Genomic DNA, 21607 nt, shown 5'->3' on the forward strand with positions numbered 1-21607 from the left:
AACGGCCCGATCGCCATTACGATCGGGCCGTTAAAGCGCTGCCTAAACGTTACACCGTACGAGTCTTAAAACGAGACCTTAACTGAACGGCATTAGGCCTGAAAGCCGGTTTTTTATTTGGTGGTGGAGGCAGCTTATTTGGCAGCGTCTTTGGCGGGTTCCGCCGCCGCAGCGGCTGGTGCGGCTGGCACTTCAGGTTCCTTGAACTTGCCGCCCGCATGGTTGGCCATCCAGACCACAGCGCGCGCCACTTCTACATCATCCAGATCCGGATTGCCGCCTTTGGCTGGCATGGCGCGCAGACCTTCCAGCGCGTGCTTGACCACCGTGTCGTAGCCTTGCGAGATGCGTGCACCCCAGGCGCCGGCATCACCGAACTTCGGCGCACCAGCCACGCCAGCGCCATGGCAGGCCGCGCACGTCGAGGTGTAGATGGCTTCGCCGGTCTGCAGCACTTTCGGACCGTTGGCGTCTTTGAGGGTATAGCCTTCGTCAGCGACGGGGGCGATGCGGGTGGCGATTTCTTCCGGGGCCTGGCTGTTGGAGCCAGCGCCCGTCAGCTTGGTGGTCGTGACAAACTGGACCAGAAGAACAATGCCGAAAATGACTATTGCGAAGAAGCCGATAACAGCTATCACGAGTTGCTTTGGCGTTCTGATGACGGATTCGTGTTCGTTATGTGTATCGCTCATGATTTCCTTAACAGACTAAATTCATGCCGGGTGGCGCGAAGAGTGGATCAGCAGCTACCTTGTAAAACATTCACCAAACGGCTGATTATAGACACAAGAATGCCGCGAGGGAAACGCAAACTTGTTTAAAACGACACTACCCCATGGACGGTTGCCAATAAAAACGGTATCCTACGGCACACCTTCGTGTATCCCCCCTGTCGCGGCTGTAGCTCAGTGGATAGAGTATTGGCCTCCGAAGCCAAGGGTCGTGGGTTCGATCCCCGCCAGCCGCACCATAATTTCTCTTAAAATCAACAGGTTAGAGCAGGTCCTGTTGCTGTCGTCGCAGCAACATGGTGACCAGTTCCCTGTCTGCTCCAGCGCCCGCACGCGCCGCGCTGCGCGTCAATTCCGGCAATTATCAGCTATAGATGCGTGGTAATTTTCTCCGCATTTTTTGACCCACATCAAAATGCTCCGAAATTCAAAAATATCCGGCCATTTTCCCATTCGCTATGCTGCGCCGCAGCACAAACACTGTTAAATCCTTCCCGTAATATAAAAAACAACAGAATCTGTTGTTGCCGCGCTGTTGCTGGACTGTTGATGTTCTGCTGTGTTTTCAACACCTCTTTGCGCCTCATAGGAGAGTTGTCGCTTTATCCAAAATGTGAATTTATATCATCGAAATCATTCGTGTGCGCTGCATCAAATTCCTCTTAGTCTAGGGTGACTTACTAATAACAATGAATGGGATGCGCAGTGGACAAACTACTCACTTTTCCGGGGCAATCCGACATGACATTGTCGATACGCGCCAAGGCAATGTTGTTCCATGATCCGCGTTCGTCCGAATTGCTGCAGCAGGTCGAGCGTATCGCGCGTAGCGATGCCACGACCCTGATTGTGGGCGAGACGGGCACCGGAAAAGAACTGATTGCCCGTCATATCCATACCCAGAGCGGACGGCGTGGTCCGTTTGTGGCCGTCAACTGCGGCGCTTTCAGCGAATCGCTGATCGACGCGGAATTATTCGGACACGAAGCGGGCGCCTTCACCGGCGCCACCCAGGCGCGCTCCGGCTGGTTCGAAGCAGCCAACGGCGGCACGCTGTTCCTCGACGAAATCGGCGACCTGTCGCCAGCGCTGCAGGTCAAGCTGCTGCGCGTGCTGCAGGAGCGCCAGGTGGTGCGGCTCGGTGCGCGCCAGCCGATTCCGCTGAACGTACGGCTGGTGGCGGCCACCAATGTCGATCTGCACAAGGCCATTGCGGCCGACCGCTTCCGCTCGGACCTGTATTACCGGCTGGGCGTGGCGACCATCAACCTGCCGCCGCTGTGCGAGCGTACTGGCGATATCCTGCCGCTGGCGCGCCATTTCATCGAGGTCTATGGCGGCAAGCTGAATCTGCACCACGTGACGCTGTCGTCGGAAGCCAAGATGGCGCTGCTGTCGTACGGCTGGCCAGGCAATATCCGCGAGCTGGAAAACGTGATCCATTTCGCCCTCATCGTCTGCCGCGACAACCTGATACAGGCTGAGGACCTGAAGCTGACCGGCCTTGCGCACCGCAGCCAGCAACAGCCGGTGCGCCAGCCCGCTGCCGCAACCGCATCCTCGGCTGCGATCGACGCCGATGGCTTCCAGCAGCAGCTGTCGGCGCTGGTGAACAGCATGATCGAATCGGACCAGCCGGACCTGTTCGACCGCATGGAGGCGGGGCTGGTGCGTACGGCGTTTGAAGTGTGCAACCGCAATCAGGTGCAGACGGCGCGCGCGCTGGGCATCAGCCGCAATATCCTGCGCACCCATCTGAAGCGCTTTGGCCTGATCGGCTTCGATGGCGGCAGCGGCGACCTGTCGGCAAGCACGGGCCGTGGCGAAGCGCTGCAGCACTGATGGGTGTACAGACCATGTCTCTGCAAGCACACCAGCTGGCGTGCGCGCGCGGTGAGCGCCAGCTATTCAGTGATCTGAACTTCGAACTGCAAAGCGGCGAGGCGTTATGGCTCAAGGGCCGCAACGGCAGTGGCAAGAGCAGCCTGCTGCGTTTGCTGTGTGGCCTGGGCCGGCCGCTGTTGGGGGAGGTGCGCTGGAACGGTACGCCGATTCAGCGCCTGCGCGAGGATTATCACCGGCAGCTGATCTACTGCGGCCACGCCAGCGCCATCAAGGATGATTTGTCGGCCTGGGAGAACGTGGTGGTCAGCAGCACGCTGTCCGGCGTGGCGTGCAGCCGCGATCAGGCGCTGGTGGCGCTGGTCAGCGTGGGGCTGGGCGGTTCGGCCGAACTGCCGGCGCGCGCGCTGTCGCAAGGCCAGCGTCGGCGCGTTGCGCTGGCCCGATTGGCACTCGACCGGTTGCCACCCTTGCTGCTGCTGGATGAACCCTTTGTCGCGCTGGACCAGCCGGCCGTGCAGACCTTGTGCCGCACGCTGAACTGGCACCTGGCCGGCGGCGGCATGCTGGTCTACACCACGCATCAGGCGCAGGCGCTGGAGGCGCGCAGGCTGGGGCAGTTCGATCTCGATCAGCTGGCGCCATGGTGAACGCGCTGCTGCAGGTGATACGGCGCGATCTGCTGCTGGCCTTCCGTCGCCGTACCGATGTACTGGGGACGCTGGTGTTCTTCGTCATCGTCTGCACCCTGTTCCCACTGGGACTGGGGCCGCAACCGGCGTTGCTGAGGACTTTGGCGCCTGGCGTGCTGTGGGTGGCGGCGCTGCTGGCCAGCACACTGGCGCTGAACCGGCTGTTTGGTGCGGATTACGCGGACGGTACGCTGGAACAGCTGCTGTTGTCGCCGGAGCCGCTGGTGCTGATCGTGGCTGGCAAGATCGTCGCGCACTGGCTGATCAGCGGCCTGCCGCTGGTGCTGCTGACGCCTTTGCTGGCCTTGCAGTTCGACCTCGACGCCAGCGCCACCATCGCGCTGATATTGAGCCTGCTGGTTGGCACGCCGGCACTGAGCCTGGTGGGCAGCATCGGCGCGGCGCTGACGCTGGATGTGCGTGGTGGCGGCGTGCTGGTGGCGCTGCTGGTACTGCCGCTGTATACACCGGTGCTGATTTTTGGCGCGGGCGCCGCATCCGCAGATGCGGGCGGCACGCTGGTCGAAGCCAATCTGCTGCTGCTGGGCGGGCTGCTGGCCGCCGCAGCTGCGCTGGCGCCGTGGGCTACCGCATCGGCGTTACGGATTTCGCTTGAATAGATAAAAAGGATAACGTTGTGCTGAGTATCAGAACTTCTATTGCGGACCAGCCGCCGCGCGCTAGCCACTGGCTGCGCTACGCCGCGCCGCAGGCCTTTGTGCCGCTGGCAGACCGCCTGATTCCGTGGCTGCATAGCGTTGCTGTGCTGCTGGCGCTGGCCGGGCTGTATATCGGCCTGTTCGCCGCACCAACCGATGCCCAGCAGGGCGATGCTTACCGCATCATCTTCGTGCATGTTCCTGCCGCGTGGCTGTCGATGCTGATTTATCTGGCCATGGCTTTCTGGTCGGCGCTTGGCCTGGTACTGAACACCCGGCTGTCGGCCATGATGGCCAGTGCGTTGGCGCCGACCGGCGCGCTGTTCACCTTTCTAGCGCTGTGGACCGGTGCGCTGTGGGGCAAGCCAACCTGGGGTACGTGGTGGGTGTGGGATGCGCGCCTGACGTCGGAACTGATTTTGCTGTTCCTGTACATCGGCTTCATGGCGCTACAGGCGGCCATTGCCGATCCGCGCCGCGCCGACCGCGCGGGCGCCGTGGTGGCACTGGTGGGTGTGGTGAATGTACCCATCATCTATTTTTCCGTCCAGTGGTGGAACACGTTGCACCAGGGCGCATCGGTATCGCTGCGCACCGCACCATCGATGGCGACGCTGATGCTGCAAGGGATGCTGGTCATGACGTTGGCCTTGTGGGCCTATGCCATCGGCGCCACGCTGCAGCGGCTGCGCACCATTGTGCTGGAGCGCGAACGCCATGCCGACTGGGTTCAGCGCTATCTGGGAGTACAAGCATGATCTGGGATAGCTGGAATGATTTCCTGGCGATGGGCGGCTACGCGCGCTATGTCTGGGGCGCTTTCGCAGTCACCGCGCTGGCGTTGCTGATCGAGCAGCTGGCATTGCGGGCGCGTCGCCGTGCAGCGGAGCAGCGTTCATGACGCGCCGCCAGCAACGCCTGATACTGGTGGTGACTACGTTAATCGCATTGGCGCTGGCCACCTGGCTGATCCTGTCGGCGTTCAGGAAGAATCTGGTGTTCTTCTATACGCCGACGCAGGTCCTGGCGGGCGAGGCGCCGCACAACCGCAGTTTTCGCCTTGGCGGCATGGTGGAAGCGAACAGCCTGACACGCGCAGAAGACGGCATCACAGTCAGTTTTATCGTCACCGATATGGCACGCGGTGTGCCGGTGCATTACCGTGGCATCCTGCCGGACCTGTTCAAGGAGGGCAAGGGTGTAGTCGCACAAGGCAGGCTGGATGCGGACCACCGGTTCGTCGCGGAGGAAGTGCTGGCCAAGCACGATGAAAACTACATGCCGCCCGATGCTGCTTATGCATTGAAAAAAGGACTGGCTGCGAAGGTGGACAAATGATAGCGGAACTTGGCAATTTCACGCTGATGCTGGCGCTATGCCTGGCGCTGGTGCAAGGCAGCTTGCCGCTGCTGGGCGCCTGGCGTGGGCGGCGAAGCTGGATCGCGCTGGCGCGGCCGGCGGCGGCAGGGCAGTTTACCTTTGTGGCCTTGGCGTTTGGCTGCCTGGTAGCGGCTTTCGTCGGCAACGACTTTTCCGTCGCCTATGTCGCATCCAATTCCAACTCCATGCTGCCTTGGTACTACCGCGTGGCGGCGGTATGGGGCGGACATGAAGGATCGCTGCTGCTGTGGGTCTTGATACTGGCTTGCTGGACGGCGGCGGTGGCGCTGTTCAGCAAGCGCTTGCCGCCAGCGCTGGCTGCGCGTGTGCTGGCTGTCATGGCGTGGATCAGCGTTGGCTTCCTGCTGTTCATGCTGTTCACGTCGAACCCCTTTGAACGCCTGGTGCCTGCCGCGCGCGATGGCCGCGACCTGAATCCCTTGCTGCAGGACCCTGGCATGATCCTCCATCCGCCGCTGCTGTATATGGGCTATGTCGGTTTTTCGGTGGCGTTTGCGTTTGCCATTGCCGCGCTGCTGGGCGGCGAACTGGATGCTGCCTGGGCGCGCTGGTCGCGGCCATGGACACTGGTTGCCTGGGCCTTCCTGACGCTGGGGATCTTCCTCGGCAGCTTCTGGGCCTACTATGAACTGGGCTGGGGCGGCTGGTGGTTCTGGGATGCGGTGGAAAACGCTTCCTTCATGCCCTGGCTGGTCGGCACTGCGCTGATCCACTCGCTGGCGGTCACGGAAAAACGCGGCAGTTTCAAGAACTGGACCGTGCTGCTGGCCATCGTGGCCTTCTCGCTGTCGTTGCTGGGGACCTTCCTGGTGCGCTCCGGCGTGCTGACATCGGTGCATGCGTTTGCCACCGATCCGCGCCGTGGCCTGTTTATCCTGGCCTTCCTGGCATTGGTGATCGGTGGTTCGCTGGCGCTGTATGCCTGGCGCGCGCCGTCGGTCGGAGCCGGGGAACGCTTTGCAGTGTTCTCGCGCGAGTCGCTGCTGTTGATGAACAACGTGCTGTTGTTGACGGCGGCAGCCACGGTGCTGCTGGGGACTTTGTATCCTTTATTTCTGGATGCGCTGGAGCTTGGAAAAATCTCGGTCGGCGCGCCATATTTTGAAGCGGTGCTGATGCCGTTGTTCCTGCCGGTGCTGGTGCTGATGGCGGCCGCGCCTTTCGTTGAATGGAAGCGCGCGGCGTGGGGCAAGGTTGGCGGACGGTTGTCGAAAATCGCGCAGATTGCCCTGTTGTTCGGGCTGACCGCCTGGCTGGGTTTGAAATACCGGCCGACCGTCGCCGCTGGGCTCATGCTGTCACTGTGGATTGTGCTGGGCACAGGTTTGCACCTAGCGCAGCGCCGCAACGTGGTGAAACAGCCATTGGGTTACTGGGGCATGCTGGCTGCGCATGCGGGCATCGCCGTGTTTGTGTTTGGCGTCACGCTGGTCAAAGGTGGGGAGGTATCCGAAGACGCCAGCCTGCGCGTGGGTGAAAGCCTGGTCAGCAATGGCTTGCGCTACAGCTTCGTCAATCTGCAAAAGGTGGATGGTCCCAACTACGTCGCCGCACGCGCCACTTTCGAGGTGGTCGATGCCGATAACAACATGGTGATCCTGCAACCGGAGAAGCGCTACTACACCGTACAGCAGATGCCGATGACGGAAGCGGCGATCGAACGAGGCTTCACGCAGGATATCTACCTGTCGCTGGGCGAGCCGGGCAAGGATGGCGCGTGGCTGGTACGCATGCAGCGCAAGCCTTTCATGGGCTGGATCTGGGCCGGTTGCCTGATGATCGCTGCCGGTGGATTGCTGGCCGCAACGGACCGCCGGTACCGGCTGGGCCGGCGCGAAGCAGCAACTCAGGCAGCCAGCGTTGCGGTACTTGTTTAACGAGGACAGAGAATGAAACGATACATACTGCCACTGGGCGGCTTTGCCGTGTTGCTGGTGTTCCTGGGCATCGGCCTGCGGCTCAAACCACAGGACGTCCCGTCGCCGCTGGTGGGCAAGCGCGCACCGGAATTCAGCTTGACGCAGGTGGGCGATGCGCGCGAAACATTCCGTTCCACCGACATGCGCGGCAAGGTATGGGTGTTGAACGTGTGGGCTTCCTGGTGTGGCCCTTGCCGCGCAGAGCATCCGGCGTTGCTGGAGCTGTCAAAACTCAAGGTGGTGCCGGTGGTTGGCCTGAATTACAACGATCAGCGCGGCGATAGTCAGCGATGGCTGAACGAGTTTGGCAATCCATACCAGGCCACCGCCTTTGATGGCGACGGCAAGACCGGTATCGAATTCGGTGTGTACGGTGTGCCGGAGACTTTTGTCATCGACAAGCAGGGCTTGATCCGCCTGAAACTGACAGGTGGCCTGACGTCGGCGCAGATCAAGGAACAGCTGCTGCCGCTGATCCAGGAACTGAACCATGGTTAGCCGATGGCGTGTCGCCGTCCTGCTGTTGTGGGCCGCAATCGCCAGTGCGGACGATGCGGCGCTTGAACGCCGCGTCACCCATGTGGCGGAACAGCTGCGTTGCCTGGTGTGCCAGAACCAGAGCATCGCAGATTCGCACGCCCAGCTGGCGCTGGATTTAAAGCGCGAGGCGCGGCTGCAGCTGTCGCAAGGGAAGTCGGAGCAGCAGGTAATTGACTTCATGGTGCAGCGCTATGGCGACTTTGTGCTGTACCGGCCACCGTTCAAAGCCGCGACCTGGATATTATGGCTAGGTCCTTTCGCATTGCTGGCGGCGGGTGTGGCAACGCTGCTGTATCAGCTACAACGCCGGGCCGGCAGTGGAGAGCACGAACAATGACCGTCTTTATTCTGATTGCCAGCCTGCTGCTGACGTGTGCACTGGGATTTGTATTGCCGCCTTTGTGGCGGCCAGCAGGCGAATCGGTCCAGCGTTGGCCTGTGTGGACGGTGGCGCTGGGTGTGCCTTTGCTGGCGGTGTCGCTGTATGCGGTGCTGGGTAATCCCAATGGCCTGCGCCCGGCGCCGGAGGCTGCGCGCAGCAGCGATATCGGTCCGGCGCAGGTGGAGCAGATGGTTGCGCGGCTGGCTTCACGGCTGGCGCAGCAGCCGGATGATGCCGCTGGCTGGCGCATGCTGGCGCGTTCGTATGAGACTTTACGCCGCTTCGAGCAGGCAGCGGACGCATATCGCCATTTGCAGGCGCTGGAGCCGGAGAATCCTGATGTGCTGGTCGATTATGCTGTGGCGCTGGGTATGTCCACTAGCGGCACGCTGGCGGGTGAACCGGAGACGCTGCTGGCCAAAGCGCTGTCGATTGATCCGAACCATATCCAGGCGCTGGCCTTGTCTGGCAGCGCGGCGCTGGAACGCGGTGACGCGGCCAGCGCGGTCAAGGCATGGAAAAAGATACTGGCGCTGGTGCCGGCGGATTCGGATATCGGCCGCTCGATCGCGGCCAATATCGCCAAGGCCCAGGCCAGATAACGCTAAGCTGCTTCCTCGTGATGGTGGTCGTCGTGCGGATCGCGTGGCTGCGGTATGGCATAGATACCGGCAGCGGTGGTCAACAGCAGGCCGGCCACGGAAGCTGCGCTTTGTAGCGCCACGCGCGTGACCCTGGTGGGATCGAGGACACCTAGTTCTACCAGGTCGCCATAACTGTCGTCCGCTGCGTTGTAGCCGACGTGACCTGTCTCTTGCAGCACGCGTTCCAGCACCACGGATGGAGAGACGCCGGCGTTGACCGCAATCTGCCGCAATGGCGCTTCTATCGCGCGCAGCAGGATGGCGATGCCGGCGTCCTGGCCGCTATTGGCGCCACGCAGCATGGGCAGCGCTTGCCGTGCGCGCAGCAGGGCGACGCCGCCACCAGCGACCACCCCTTCCGCGACGGCGGCGCGGGTGGCATGCAGTGCATCTTCCAGGCGTGCCTTCTTCTCGGCCATTTCGGATTCGGTCGCGGCGCCAAGCCGGATCACCGCTACGCCGCCGGCCAGCCCGGCCAGCCGTTGCTGCAACTGGTCACGGTCATAGCCTGCCGACGTGGCCGAGATTTCTGCCTGAATTTGCTCACTGCGCGACGCAATCGCTTCGGCGGCGCCACTGCCGTCAATGATGGTGGTGTGCTCCTTGCCTGCCTCTACCCGCCGTGCCTGGCCCAGGTCGGCCAGCGTCAACGTCGCCAGCGTCAGGCCGCTATCGCTGCTGAGCAAACGTGCACCGGTCAGCGCCGCCAGGTCTTCCAGGCTGGTGCGACGGCGCTCACCGTAGCCGGGCGCCTTGACGGCGAGCACCTTCAGTACACCACGGCTGTGATTCAGTACCAGACCCGCGAGTGCATCGCCGGCGATCTCCTCGGCGATAATCAGCAGCGGGCGTGCTGCCTGCGCTGCCAATTCCAGCACCGGCAGCAAGTCGCGCAGCTTGTCCAGTTTCTGGTCCGCCAGCAGTATCAACGGCCGCTCCAGTTCTGCGACGCCACGAGCGGCGTCGTTGATGAAGTAGGGCGACAGGTAACCTCGCGCGAATTGCAAACCTTCGGCAACTGTGAGCTCGTCATCCAGCGTCGGTCCATCTTCGACTGTAATCACGCCATCCCTACCAACGCGCTCGTAAGCCTCCGCAATCAGTTTGCCAATGACCGTGTCGCCATTGGCTGACACGGTGGCCACCTGCGCGATCTCGCTGCTGGTGGCAACTGGCCGCGCCAGCGCTGCCAGTTGTTCGACGATGGCGTTTACCGCCAGGTCAATGCCGCGTTTGAGATCGATGGGACTAAAGCCGCTGGCCTCATGCTTCAAGCCTTCGCGGGCGATGGCCTGGGCCAGTACGATGGCAGTGGTGGTGCCATCGCCGACGCTGTCGCCGGTGCGGGCCGATACTTCGGTCGCCAATTGCACGCCCATGTTATGCAGTGGATCGCCCAGCGAGAGCTCGCGCGCAACGGTCACGCCATCCTTGGTCCATACAGGCGGTGCGGCACCGCGCTCCACGGCAGCATGGCGACCGCGCGGCCCCAGCGTGAGCTTGACTGCATCCGCCAGCAAATTGAAACCGGACGCCAGGCGCGCCCGCGCATTCAGACCGAACACCACATCTTTTGCACTCATGTTTTCTTTCGAAAGTCGCTCGTTGCGGAAATTGTAGGTGCGTAGCCGCCGGTCGCAAAGTAAGACATCCGCATTTGCATAGCGGCTTTAGGTATAAGGGAAAAGCTGTTGGCTATGCAGCAGCCGGCAAACAGGAACAGCGACGTAATCAACAATGATGGCAGCGGAAAACGGCCTTGTCGTACGACGGCGTGGTGGCATGCGACTTGCAAAGACGATGTTGCCTTCCCTTTACAGATGACACATCATGACTGATTTCTCCTTGCGTCACGGTCGCGTACCGTTCCGTCTTTCTTCCATCGCCACCGTGGTGCTCATGGCTTGCGGACCGGCCTATGCTGCCGATCCTACCGTCGCTGAGTTGCAGGCCGAAATCGCACGCCTCAAACAGATCATTGCCGCCCAGGGTGGCGCCGTTGCCGAACCGGTTGCCGTTGCGCCTACGTCGGCTCCTGCCGCAACGCCGGAACCAGAAGAAGCGCAAACGCTGGGCGAATTGACTGTCCGTGCGCGCAACCGCCTGGAGCGGCTAAAAGAAGTACCGGTATCGATCTCGGTCGTCTCCGGCAATGAGCTGGATAACCTGCAGGCGCGTGACGTTGCCTCCATCACCCAGCGCGCGGCCAACGTCTCGTGGAACCAGGGGAATGCGCGTACCAGCGCAATTTCCATCCGAGGCCTGGGCAAGCAGGCGCAGACTGATGCCATGGATCCCAGCGTCGGCATCACTGTGGATGGCGTCAGCTACGCCTACAACCCGCTGTCGTCGTTTGACTTCTACGATGTCGACGCCGTGGAAGTGCTGCGTGGCCCGCAAGGTACGCTGTACGGCAAGAACGCCAGTATGGGCGCCATCAATATCACCACCCGCAAGCCTACGTTTACACCGGACAGCAGCTTCTCCCTGGCGCTGGGTGAAAACAACCGCGTGATTGCCAACGCCGCCGTTGGCGGCCCGCTCATCGATAACTTGCTGGCATGGCGCGCCGCGTTCACGGTCGACAAGGGGCAAGGTGTTTATCCAAATGCCTACAACGGCGATTTCGGTTACAAGAACAAGGACAATGTCTCCGGCCGCGTGCAATTCCTGCTGACGCCTAGCGCCGACTTCAGTGCCCTGCTCAAGCTGGAGGTCACGCCGCGTCACGAAGAGTATTACAACGGCTGGACCTTCTTCACGCCGACGCCGACCCAATATGCCAATGGCTTGCCCAACCCTTTGTCCACCGACGCCGCCACGCGTTTGACCCGCCGCTGGTTCCAGCAGCAGGCTGATTACACTTATGCCGGTAATTATCTGGCGGCGCAGGTCAATCAGGACAGCCAGCGGCCACTGGTCACCGCTACCAATGGCGCCTCCGCCACACTCACCTGGAAGCTGGGCGAATACACGCTCACCTCCATCAGCGGCTATAAGGACTTCTACTTCCAGGCCCGCAATGACGAAGGCACGCCATTCGACATCAGCAAGAACGGTGGCGGTTATGTGTCGCGGAATGCCCAGGTCAGCGAGGAGTTACGCCTGACTTCACCCGTCGGTGGCGCGGTCGATTATCAGACCGGTTTGTATTTGCTGTCGCAGAAGAACAACTATAGCTCGCGCACCGGCTTTGGCTCGGATGCCGGTGCATGGTTCGCTACCGGCGCCCAGTACACGGCGCTGGACAAGGATGGCGCTGGCCGTTACCTGCTGCAGAATTCACTGAGCCGGCTGGAGACCAACACGCCGCAGGACATCCATAGCAAGAGTGCGGCCTTGTACGGCCAGGCCAACTGGCACGTCTCGGAGCAGTTGACGGTGACTGGTGGCCTGCGTATCACGGCAGAAGACCGCAAGAATTCATCCACCAAGTTTATCGCTGAAGAAGGCTTTGGTTCGGAGTTGGACCCGGCTGTCGTCAACGGTATCGCCACGGGTGGCTTCAACAGCGACGCCAATGGCAACCTTGCCGTCAACGGTAATACGGCGGCGCAGCTGGCACTGGCCAACCTCGCGGCGCAGAAGTACTTTGGCGTGGCCTATGCGGCGCTGACCACCGACCAGAAAAAACAGCTGGCAGCTGCCAAGGCGATACGCGCGGCAAATATTGGCGTGGTCTATAACACCACCAGGGCGGACACCATCCATGACCGCCAGCCGACCATCCTGCTCAGTCCCAGCTACAGGATCAACGACAATGTGACGGGCTACGTCTCGTTCCAGTATGGCGAAAAGGCGAGCATCGCGCAGGTCATCAATGGCTACTCCAACAACGCCAGACCTGAAAAATCTACCTCCTACGAAATCGGCGTCAAGACCACGCTGCTGGACAAGAAGCTGACGCTGAGTGCTGACCTATTCCTCAACAATATCAAGGACTACCAGCAGGCAGTGCAGGTGTATGACGCCTACACCACGGCGCAGAAGAGCGATGGCACGCTGTACTACACCGCCGCCACCGGCAATGCTGCCAAGGTGCGTGCCCAAGGCTTGGAGTTTGATGGCGTGTATAGCGGCCTGCCCAATACCGTGCTGCGTTTCTCGGGAGCGTACAACGACGCTTACTACAAGGACTTCAAGAACTCGTCCAACCCACTGGAGATGGCCAACCTGGCGACGCCTTACCGCGACGTCACCGGGCAGAATCTGCCTGGTACGGCCAAGTTCACCTTCAATGTGGGTGGCGAGTACCGTGCGCCGGTCAAAGGCTGGAACAAGGAATTCCACGCCAATTTCAATACTGCGTACAGCAGCAAGTACAACTCGGATGTGTCCTTGTCCAGCTATGCGTGGGTGCCTGCGTATAGCATCACCGACTTTGGGATTGGCCTTGGTACGCTCGACAAGAAGTTTGATGTCACGCTGCTGGCCAAGAACCTGTTCGATGACAGGACCTCGCAAGTGGTGACCTGGAATAGCTATGTGCCGGCAGTCGGGCGCTGGGTGGGGATTGTATTTAGCGGAAAACTATAAACGTCATTCCCGCGTGCGCGGGAATGACGGGGATATTAGTTTGCAGCGAAGCAGTACAGCAGGCCGGCGCCACCGGTGGCCACCAGGTTGGCCTGGCCGCAGCCCCGGCTAGGGTGCGCAGCGTTCCACGAGGTGTTACCACCGCCAGTGCGGTCGAAGTGACCCAGCTGCGCCGAACCATCTGCGGCACTGGACGTGTAATTTTTGCAGGTATGGTCGGCCGCATCGGCAAAGGCGCGGCCATCAGGCGTCGAACCGGTGATGATGTCATGCTCGTTCGGCTTGTCGCCCGCGCCTTTGACCGCTTCGTTTTTCTCCGTCAGCACTGTGGTGCGGGACAGGTTGTTGCCCAGGCGTGCCGCATCCAGCGTGTCGCCATGCAGCTGTGCCACGTCGCGGGCGATCTGCACGCCGCGCGTGTTGAACCAGGGGCCATTGCCGATGCGGTCGCGCGCGTTGACGGCGGGCTTGCCCTCGGCCGGCTGGGTGCTCAGATAGGCGTGCCAGGTCTGCTTGCCTGCGCCGACCGACGCTGCCAGCTTCTGACAGTGTGCATCGGCGCCTTCCAGGCCGCCCAGGTCAGCGCCTTTGCCCACGCCTTCGCTGGTGACGAAAAAGCTGAGTGGCTTGGTGGGATCTGTGGAGCGGGCGGTGTTAGGCTGTGCCGGAGCTTGTTGCGCCTGTTGCGCAAAGGCCGCGCCGGTGGCCACGCACAGCGCCGTGACGGCGCCGCAAATCAGGGTAGAAGTTTTGGTCATGATTATTCTTTGGCTTTGAAATCGTCGTGGCAGGATTTGCAGGTGCGCTGCAGCTTGCCGAATTGGGCTTTGATGGCGGCCAGGTCGCCACCAGCGGCCACGCTGGCCAGTGCGGTGGCTTCGTTGCCGAAGGCGGCATTCAGTTCGCCAAATTTCTTGGGATCCTTGAAGGCTTCGGGTTTTGCGCTGGTATCGTGCCAGCCTTTGCCCTGTTCCGTGCCCGGCGCGAACAGGCCGGCCAGGCCGGAGTTGGCGATGGCGGCGATGGCGTTAGCCGCGCGCTGTACTTCATCCTTGTTGTACTGGCCATCCACCGACGCCTTAATGCGGCCCGTATTCCAGGCCGCGACCTGAAATGCCGACTGGCGCCACTTGATCAGGTTCTCAGGCTTGGGCGCCTGCTGCGCCAGCGCACCGATCGAAGCGGCCAGCATGACCACGGCCAGCGACGGCGCGAGAATTTTCTTGAAACGTGCTTTCATCTGTATCCCATCGTCAGGTTAAAAAAACTACTTGGCGCGTCCGCCGTATCCTTCCGCCAGCAGCGCGATCTTGTAGGCCGAACCGCGGCCGACCACGTACAGCGTTTTCTTGTCCGGCCCTGCGAAAGCCAGGTTTTGCGGCGCCTTCGGCAGCGCGATGATGCCCAGCGCCTCACCTTTGCTGGAGAAGACCTGGATGCCTGCGGTGGAGGCCACATACAGCCTGCCGCTACCATCGACTGCCAGGCCGTCGGCGCCGCTGCTTGGTCCGGTTTCGGTCTGGCGCCAGCCTTGCAGCTTGGCGAAATTGCGGCGCGCACCAACGCTGCCATCGGCGGCGATGTCGTAGGCCAGCACGTGTTCACCCGCCGTGTTGGCGACGTACAGCGTCTTCTCGTCGGGACTGAGCTGGATGCCATTGGGGCGTTCGATATCGGCCGCCAGGCGTTTCAGCTCGCCGGAGGGCGTGATGTGATACACGGCCGGCCTGGCCACCACCGGCGCATCGGCGGGCGCTGGCGATCCGGCAGGACGCGGCGGCGCCCCGGAGTCGGTGAAGTACACGCCGCCCTTGCGGTCGACTACCAGATCGTTCGGTCGTCCGAACGGTTTGCCTTCCCAGCCCTCGGCCAGCGTACGCGCATGTGCAGCGGGGTGGACGATGCCGACGCGCGGCTTGAGCACCTGCACCGCATACAAATCACCGTTGGCGGTGAAGCCCAGTCCATTCGAGCCATTGCTGTTATCGAGGAAGGTGGAAGTGCTGCGATCTGGTGCGATGCGAGTGATGCGGTTGGCCACGGTCTCGGTGAAGATCAGGCTCCCGTCAGGCAGTACCACCGGTCCTTCCGTACCGTTGAAGCCCTCCTTGATTAACTCGATCGGCGTGCCAGCGGCAACCACGCCCGCAATCGCAGGGGTGATGGAAGCGGCAACGGTGGCCGTCTGCGCGGTGATATCGGCGGCGGCCAGTGTCAGGCCGGCGGCCACCAGTGCGGCGGCCAGGGGATTCCAGAGTGGATGGCGCATGGTGTACTCCTCAGGATTTTTTACGTGACAGCTGCTGTACCGTGGCCAGCGCCTTTTCGACGTTCGCTTCCGGCGTCAGTCCGCCTACCGTGGCGGCGATCTTGCCGTCCGGGGTGATGATGAAGGTGGTGCGCTCAGCGGCCGCATGGTCGATCTCGATGCCGCGCGTGTCCTTACGGCCGGAGGGGATCTCGCGGATCGCCAGGTCGTAGGCCTTGGCCGTATCGCCATTTGCATCGGCGGCGACAGGGAACTTGCCTGCGCAGTAGTTGGGGTCTGCCGAGAATTCGTTCAGGCGCGCGATGCTGTCCAGCGATACACCAACCACGGTCGCACCGGCGGCGCTGAATTTGTCGTGGTTCACCGCGAAGCTATGTGCCTGAATATTGCAGCCGCCGGTATAGGCGGATGGATAGAAGTAGACCACCACCGGGCCTTTCTTCAGCGCGTCCTTGAGCGAAAAGGCGAAGGCTTTGCCATTTTGCGAAGCCTGCAACTGGAAGGCCGGAGCGTTGTCGCCTTCCTTCAGCGCCGCGCTGGCTGGCAGCGCCACTGCGGCCGACAGCAGGGCAGCTATCATCATACGTTTCATACGGTATTCCTCTCTGTGTGGTTGTCTACATTTCAGAGACGTAGCGCGCCAGCGCTTCAATCTCGGTGGTGCTCAGCGGCTTGGCGAACTGGTTCATGACGCCACCCGCGCTGTTGTTACGGCTGCCGCTGCGCCAGTCCTGCAGCTGCTGTTCCAGATAGGCCTTGCCTTGTCCGCCGATCACCGGCGCTACGCCAGCGATGCCTTTGCCACTGTCGCCGTGGCAGCTGGTGCAGGCGGGAAGCTGGCGCGCCGCATCGCCGTGCTGGTACAGCTGCTGTGCCGTCGTGTTCTTCGGCGCCGCGCCCGCAGGCATGGCCGGCAACGCCGCAAAGTAGGCGGCGATATCGGCCAGGTCGGCGTCGCTGATCCCGGTCGCCATCATCTTCATGAATTCATGCTTGCGTTGACCGCTGCGGAAATCCTGGATCTGCTTGACGATGTAGTCGTACTGCTGGCCGCCCAGGCGGGCGAACTTGCCATCGCTGCCGGTGCTGAAACCCTGGCCGTCACCGGTGCTGCCGTGACATTCCAGACAGCGTTCGGTATCCGCCTTCTCCCTGCCGGCCACCGGGTCACCCGGCGGCGCGGCAAGTGCAAGAAACGGGAGCAGCACCAGCAATGCACTCATTGCTTTAAAAATGGGCTACTCCTTTTTGTAGAACGTATGGCAGGTGCGGCAGGTGCGTGACAGCGTGGTCGCCGCCGTGGTGGCCGAGTCAAAATTATTTGCCGCCACGAAGCCGACGATCTGGTTTGACAAGTCCTTGCTCTGTTTCGCCAGATCGACGGCGTTGCTGGCGTCGCCCTTGTGGTTGAAATAGGTTTCTACGTCAGCAAACATCTGCGTCAGTTCCTTGGCGTCGGACGTGGCGCCAGCCTTGTTGCTCAGGGCGATATTGGACGACAGGCTCTTGTTGGTGTCTTCGATGGTTTGCATCAGGTCGACGCTCATCTCCTCTGCGGAGCGAACGCCGGCCGATACAAACAACGAGGCGACAGCGAGCAAAATCAATTTACGCATGGAGCCCCGTACTCAAGGACGCAGCTGGCCGCGGATTTCACCCGGCTTGTGGTCGGCGCTGTGCACGTTGATGTACAGGTTGCCGGCCTGGTAAGCCGCATACTGGTCGTCGTTGAGCACCGCGCCATCTGGCACGGACCAGGTGTTGTCGCCGGTCTTGGTCAGTGTGATGACTGGCGGACCGCTTTTGCCTGGTGCGCCCGCGTGGATGTGCGCAGCAGTCGCCTGCACATCCTTGACCACAATGCTGCCGCTGACTGCATGCGCTGCGCCGTTGCCAACCACGATCACGCCACTGCCGCTGGCACTGGTGGTGACAGCGGGCGTTTCTTCCGAACCGCTCAGCACCACCTGCGATTCACTAGCCTGCGCCAGCGCTGCAGCCAGTGCCAGCGCGATAAAACCAAAACGATGTTTATTCATTGCGTATCCTTGATTAAGCCAGCAGTTCTTTAATGACCTTGCCATATACCACCGTCGGACGTTCCGAGCGGCCGTTGTTGAGGAAGGTGGTTTTCAGGTGGTCGAGGCCCAGCAGCTGAAGTACGGTGGCGTGCAGGTCGTAGGTGTCGACCGCCTTGTCCTTGTCGGCCACCTGCAGGCCGATTTCGTCGGTGGCGCCATAGGTGGTACCGGCCTTGATGCCGCCGCCGGCCACCCACTGGGTGTAACCCCATGGATTGTGGTCGCGGCCATTGCCGCTCTGGCCATACGAGGTGCGGCCAAACTCCGAAGTCCAGACCACCAGCGTGCTTTCCAGCAGGCCGCGCGATTGCAGGTCAGCCAGCAGGCCGGCGATCGGCTTGTCGATCATCTTGGCATTGACGGCGTGGTTCTTTTCCAGGTCGCTGTGGGCATCCCAGCTGGTGATTTCGGTCTGGCCATCCGGTGCGCCCGTGACCACCTGGACGAAACGCACGCCGCGTTCCACCAGGCGGCGCGCGCGCAGCAGCGTGGTACCGTAACTGGCGCTGGTTTCATCGTTCAGGCCATACAGTTCCTTGGTGGCGTCGCTTTCCTTGGTCAGGTCCACGGCTTCCGGTGCTGCAACCTGCATGCGGTCGGCCAGCTCGTAGGAGCGCACGCGGGCTTTCAGTTCGGTGTCGGCCGAATAGCGCGCCGCGCCGTCGTTGTTGAGGCGCTTGAGCAGGTTCAGCGACGCGCGCTGCTGTTCGGCGGTGCGCAGTTCTGGACGTTCCAGGTAGAGGATCGGCGATGGGCCGGGACGGAAGGCCGTGCCTTGGTACACCGCCGGCAGGAAGCCGGAGTTCCAGTTGACCGAACCGGCGCTAGGCTCGTTCTTGCCGTTGTAGAGCACCACATACGGCGGCAGGTCCGGATTGGCCGTGCCCAGCGCATAGCTGACCCACGCCCCCAGCGATGGACGGCCAGGGCTCAGATCACCGGTGTTCAGCTTCAGGATCGAGATGTCGTGGGTGGCGCCTACGGTCACGCTGGATTTGATGAAGGCGATCTTGTCGGCCTGGGTGGCGATATTCGGCACCAGGTCCGAGAACCACGCAGCGCTTTCACCATGCTGCTTCCAGGTGCGTTTGGAGGCATACAGCTTGCCGACGCCGCCCTGGGTACTGGTCTTGATCCCTTTCAGGAACGAGGCTGGCACTTCCTGGCCCGCCAGGCTGACCAGCGCAGGCTTGTAGTCGAACAGGTCCAGCGTGCTGGGCGCGCCGTTCTGATGCAGCCAGATCACGGATTTGACCTTGGCCGGGAAGTGCGGCTGCTTGGGTGCGAGCGGATCGACCAGATCGGCAGCGCTGGCGGCGTGCAGCAAGCCACCGCCTGGCAGCAGGCCGCTGACTGCACCGGCGCCGAGGCCCAGGCCGGATTTAAGCAGGAAGTCGCGACGTGAATTGATACTCATGATGCTGTCCTTTTTTTCTCAGAAAATGTTTAGAAGCGATAAGCGAAATCGTTGGAGTTGGCGACGGCGTGTACCAGGTCGACAAAGGCGGCAGCGCGGATAGGATTCAGCTGCTTCTCTTTGGCGCCTACCGGTACGGCAACCTCGAACTTGCCGTCAGCGTTCTTGGCCTGGATGATTTTTTCTTCCTTGTTCAGGAAGTCCTTCAGCACCGCTCTTTCAGACTTGTTGGGCGAACGGGCGAACAGGATTTCGTACAAACGGTCGAGCTGTGCGTTTTCGTCCTTGCCTGCTTCGCGGATCACGCGGCCGGCCAGCGCCTGCGACCAGCTGAACACCACATCGCTGTTAAACAGGGTCAGTGCCTGCAACGGCGTGGTGGTCACGTCCCGCTTGTGGTGGGCGTGCGATGGATCGGCCGGGTCGAAGCTCTGCGTCAGCGGATACGGCACGCTGCGGCGTACGAACACATAGACGCTGCGGCGGTTCTGTTCCTGCGGATCGGTCGATGCGGTCCACAGATTGCCGGCGTTGAAGTTGCCCGGCACCTGCGGGAAGACGGCTGGACCGCCAACCTTGTCGACCAGCTGGCCCGATGCCGCCAGCAGCGAGTCGCGGATTGCTTCGGCTTCCAGGCGCTTGCGTGGATAGACCGCCAGCAGCTTGTTATCCGGATCTGCCTTCAACACATCGTCGCGCTGGGCCGAGGACTGGCGATACACCGACGACAGCAGGATTTCGCGATGCAGCTTCTTCACCCTCCAGCCGCTTTGCACGAAGTCCGTGGCCAGGTAGTCCAGCAGCTCCGGGTGGGTTGGCTTCTGGCCTGCACGGCCGAAGTCCGCAACGGTGCCGATGATGCCGTTGGCGAAGTACTGCGACCATACGCGGTTGACGTACACGCGCGCCGTGAGCGGATTGCTGTCGCTGGCCAGCCAGTCGGCCAGCGCCGTGCGGCGGCCGGATGAACTGGCAGATGGCTTGATATCCAGCTTGGCGTTGGCGCCGGCCCACAGCGCTGGCAGTGCTGGCTGCACTTCATCGGTTGGACGTTCATGCACGCCACCAAAACGGACGAAGGTTGGCGGTGCGTCGGCGTGTCCCAGTTCGGTCGCGGTGGTCAGCGTCAGGCTGCCTTTCTCCGGTTTCAGCTTGTCGAACTTGCGCAGGTCGGCGGTCAGTTTCTGATACTGCTTCCACTTCTCGACGTTGGCCGGGTTGTATTCCGCGGCGTCCTTGTCTTCGGAGGTCAGGCGCAGATAGGCCACCACATCCTGCTCGCTGCTGACGGATTTCAGGCGGAAGTTAACCCAGCGGTCCATCGCCGTCCATTCTGCTTCTGGTTTGAAGATGGCATCGCGGCTGTCGGTCAGGTAGCGCTCCTTGTGGTACTTGACACCGTCGGTGCGTACCGTATCGAGGATGGCTTTCTGTTTGGCGCGGATCTCCTTGGTCGCTTCGCGGTAAGCGGTCTGCTGCTTCTCGAACGCCAGTTCGGCGTCGCCCTTGATGGCGGGCGCCTTCTCGTCAAAACTGGTATTGGCGAAGAAAGCCTGCAGCTGGAAGTATTCCTTCTGGCTGACCTTGTCGGCCTTGTGGTTGTGGCAGCGCGCGCAACCGATGGTGGACGCCAGGAAGGTCTCGCCGACCAGGTCCGTCATGTCGGTGGCGATCTGGTATTTGCGCTGCACCAGGTCGCGCGAGTTCAGGTTGTCTGGATAGCCGGCCAGGAAGCCAGTCGCCACATGGGCTTCCTGGTTTTCCGGCCAGATCTCGTCGCCGGCGATCTGCTCGCGGATAAAGCGGTTGAATGGCTTGTCGCTATTGAAGGCGGTGATGACGTAGTCGCGGTAGCGGTAGTTGTTGGGACGCGTGACGTCCTGCTGGAAGCCGGCGCTGTCGGCATAGCGCGCCAGGTCCAGCCAGCGGCGCGCCTGCCGCTCGCCATAGTGCGGCGATGACAGCAGGCGGTCGGCCAGCTTCTCATAGGCGTCCGGCGATTTGTCGTTGACGAAGGCTTTGACGTCTTCCGGCGTTGGCAGCAGGCCCCAGGTATCCAGCGTGGCGCGGCGAATATAGGTGGCGCGGTCGGCGTCCGGCGATGGCTTCAGGCCTTTCTCTTCCAGCTTGGCCAGCACGAAGGCGTCTACCGGCGTGCGTACCCAGGCTTTCTGCTTGACGGTGGGGACGACGGGACGCTGCGGCGTGGTGTAGGCCCAGGCGGCCTTGGTCGGGGCGGACGCCGGCTTGGCGGTATCGGCTGGCTTGTCATCGGTCGCCGCCGACAATGCGGCGGAAAGGGCCAGCAGCACGGCGACCGATAGCGTCTTGATTACAGGATGGTTCACGGACTTGCTCCTTCTGCATACATGGACGGTTGATGTTGCTGCTTTAAGTGGCAACTATCGTGCCAGCCAGTCCCGGATGCGCATGTGGTTGATTTCAATGGAAATTCACGTTCGGCGCGGTGGCAGGGGTGCTTCGCGCCAGACAG

General features: G+C 61.8%; 22 protein-coding genes and 1 tRNA gene. 12 read left to right on the forward strand and 11 right to left on the reverse strand.

What is annotated here, in order from left to right; genetic code table 11:
- Positions 1-134: 134 nt before the first annotated feature.
- A complete protein-coding gene (locus tag BUA36_RS23170; RefSeq protein ID WP_072787908.1) occupies positions 135-692 on the reverse strand; it encodes a c-type cytochrome in 558 nt (185 codons plus the stop codon).
- A 202-nt stretch (positions 693-894) separates the two neighbouring features.
- Between BUA36_RS23170 and BUA36_RS23175 the strand changes: the two genes are divergently transcribed.
- The 11 genes from BUA36_RS23175 (at position 895) to BUA36_RS23225 (ending at position 8768) form a co-directional block, all read left to right on the forward strand.
- Positions 895-970, forward strand: a tRNA-Arg gene (locus tag BUA36_RS23175).
- 502 nt (positions 971-1472) lie between these two features.
- Positions 1473-2573, forward strand: a complete 1101-nt coding sequence (locus tag BUA36_RS23180; protein WP_229215549.1) for a sigma-54 interaction domain-containing protein — start codon at positions 1473-1475, stop codon at positions 2571-2573.
- A gap of 14 nt (positions 2574-2587) precedes the next feature.
- A complete protein-coding gene (gene ccmA, locus BUA36_RS23185) occupies positions 2588-3223 on the forward strand; it encodes a cytochrome c biogenesis heme-transporting ATPase CcmA (RefSeq protein WP_229255789.1) in 636 nt (211 codons plus the stop codon).
- Entirely contained in the window at positions 3217-3885 is a 669-nt protein-coding gene (ccmB, locus tag BUA36_RS23190; RefSeq protein ID WP_072787915.1) for a heme exporter protein CcmB, read from the forward strand. The genes ccmA and ccmB overlap by 7 nt, the downstream gene beginning before the upstream one ends.
- A 17-nt stretch (positions 3886-3902) precedes the next feature.
- Positions 3903-4682: a heme ABC transporter permease CcmC gene (gene ccmC, locus BUA36_RS23195; RefSeq protein ID WP_084560309.1), complete on the forward strand. Its 780-nt coding sequence runs from the start codon at positions 3903-3905 to the stop codon at positions 4680-4682.
- Positions 4679-4825, forward strand: a complete 147-nt coding sequence (ccmD, locus tag BUA36_RS23200; protein WP_072787917.1) for a heme exporter protein CcmD — start codon at positions 4679-4681, stop codon at positions 4823-4825. The genes ccmC and ccmD overlap by 4 nt, the downstream gene beginning before the upstream one ends.
- Positions 4822-5262 (forward strand): cytochrome c maturation protein CcmE, encoded by a 441-nt coding sequence (gene ccmE, locus BUA36_RS23205; protein WP_072787919.1) that lies wholly within the window; start codon positions 4822-4824, stop codon positions 5260-5262. Before ccmD ends, ccmE begins: the two co-directional genes overlap by 4 nt.
- On the forward strand, positions 5259-7202 hold the full coding sequence (locus BUA36_RS23210) for a heme lyase CcmF/NrfE family subunit (protein ID WP_072787922.1): 1944 nt from the start codon (positions 5259-5261) through the stop codon (positions 7200-7202). Before ccmE ends, BUA36_RS23210 begins: the two co-directional genes overlap by 4 nt.
- 12 nt (positions 7203-7214) lie before the next feature.
- Positions 7215-7742, forward strand: a complete 528-nt coding sequence (locus tag BUA36_RS23215; RefSeq protein WP_072787924.1) for a DsbE family thiol:disulfide interchange protein — start codon at positions 7215-7217, stop codon at positions 7740-7742.
- Complete coding sequence (locus BUA36_RS23220) at positions 7735-8121, forward strand: cytochrome c-type biogenesis protein (protein WP_072787926.1); 387 nt, start codon at positions 7735-7737, stop codon at positions 8119-8121. Before BUA36_RS23215 ends, BUA36_RS23220 begins: the two co-directional genes overlap by 8 nt.
- Complete coding sequence (locus tag BUA36_RS23225; RefSeq protein ID WP_072787928.1) at positions 8118-8768, forward strand: tetratricopeptide repeat protein; 651 nt, start codon at positions 8118-8120, stop codon at positions 8766-8768. The genes BUA36_RS23220 and BUA36_RS23225 overlap by 4 nt, the downstream gene beginning before the upstream one ends.
- Before the next feature lie 2 nt (positions 8769-8770).
- On the opposite strand, the gene groL is transcribed toward BUA36_RS23225, so the two are convergent.
- Positions 8771-10393 carry a chaperonin GroEL gene (gene groL / locus BUA36_RS23230; RefSeq protein WP_072787930.1) on the reverse strand — a complete coding sequence of 541 codons (1623 nt, stop codon included), beginning with the start codon at positions 10391-10393 and terminating at the stop codon, positions 8771-8773.
- Positions 10394-10640: 247 nt separating this feature from the next.
- Between groL and BUA36_RS23235 the strand changes: the two genes are divergently transcribed.
- Positions 10641-13346: a TonB-dependent receptor gene (locus BUA36_RS23235; protein ID WP_072787932.1), complete on the forward strand. Its 2706-nt coding sequence runs from the start codon at positions 10641-10643 to the stop codon at positions 13344-13346.
- Between the two features lie 35 nt (positions 13347-13381).
- Here BUA36_RS23235 and BUA36_RS23240 read toward each other — a convergent pair whose 3' ends face one another.
- Genes BUA36_RS23240 through BUA36_RS23280 form a run of 9 tightly spaced genes read right to left on the reverse strand, consistent with a single transcriptional unit; the run spans position 13382 to position 21461 of the window.
- Positions 13382-14104 carry a lectin gene (locus BUA36_RS23240; protein WP_072787935.1) on the reverse strand — a complete coding sequence of 241 codons (723 nt, stop codon included), beginning with the start codon at positions 14102-14104 and terminating at the stop codon, positions 13382-13384.
- A gap of 2 nt (positions 14105-14106) precedes the next feature.
- Positions 14107-14586 carry a c-type cytochrome gene (locus BUA36_RS23245; protein WP_084560310.1) on the reverse strand — a complete coding sequence of 160 codons (480 nt, stop codon included), beginning with the start codon at positions 14584-14586 and terminating at the stop codon, positions 14107-14109.
- A 27-nt stretch (positions 14587-14613) separates the two neighbouring features.
- Complete coding sequence (locus BUA36_RS23250) at positions 14614-15615, reverse strand: SMP-30/gluconolactonase/LRE family protein (RefSeq protein ID WP_072787937.1); 1002 nt, start codon at positions 15613-15615, stop codon at positions 14614-14616.
- Between the two features lie 10 nt (positions 15616-15625).
- Positions 15626-16207, reverse strand: coding sequence for a peroxiredoxin (locus BUA36_RS23255; RefSeq protein ID WP_072787939.1), 582 nt, complete (start codon positions 16205-16207; stop codon positions 15626-15628).
- Positions 16208-16232: 25 nt separating this feature from the next.
- On the reverse strand, positions 16233-16838 hold the full coding sequence (locus BUA36_RS23260; RefSeq protein WP_072787941.1) for a c-type cytochrome: 606 nt from the start codon (positions 16836-16838) through the stop codon (positions 16233-16235).
- Between the two features lie 15 nt (positions 16839-16853).
- Positions 16854-17231, reverse strand: coding sequence for a hypothetical protein (locus BUA36_RS23265; RefSeq protein ID WP_072787943.1), 378 nt, complete (start codon positions 17229-17231; stop codon positions 16854-16856).
- A gap of 12 nt (positions 17232-17243) precedes the next feature.
- A complete protein-coding gene (locus BUA36_RS23270; protein WP_072787946.1) occupies positions 17244-17654 on the reverse strand; it encodes a CHRD domain-containing protein in 411 nt (136 codons plus the stop codon).
- Between the two features lie 13 nt (positions 17655-17667).
- Positions 17668-19113 carry a DUF1501 domain-containing protein gene (locus tag BUA36_RS23275; protein WP_072787949.1) on the reverse strand — a complete coding sequence of 482 codons (1446 nt, stop codon included), beginning with the start codon at positions 19111-19113 and terminating at the stop codon, positions 17668-17670.
- Between the two features lie 29 nt (positions 19114-19142).
- On the reverse strand, positions 19143-21461 hold the full coding sequence (locus BUA36_RS23280) for a DUF1549 and DUF1553 domain-containing protein (protein WP_208861924.1): 2319 nt from the start codon (positions 21459-21461) through the stop codon (positions 19143-19145).
- Between the last annotated feature and the right edge of the window lie 146 nt (positions 21462-21607).

Origin of the sequence: Duganella sacchari (genome assembly GCF_900143065.1) — a bacterium.
GTDB classification, from domain to species: Bacteria; Pseudomonadota; Gammaproteobacteria; order Burkholderiales; family Burkholderiaceae_D; genus Rugamonas; species Rugamonas sacchari.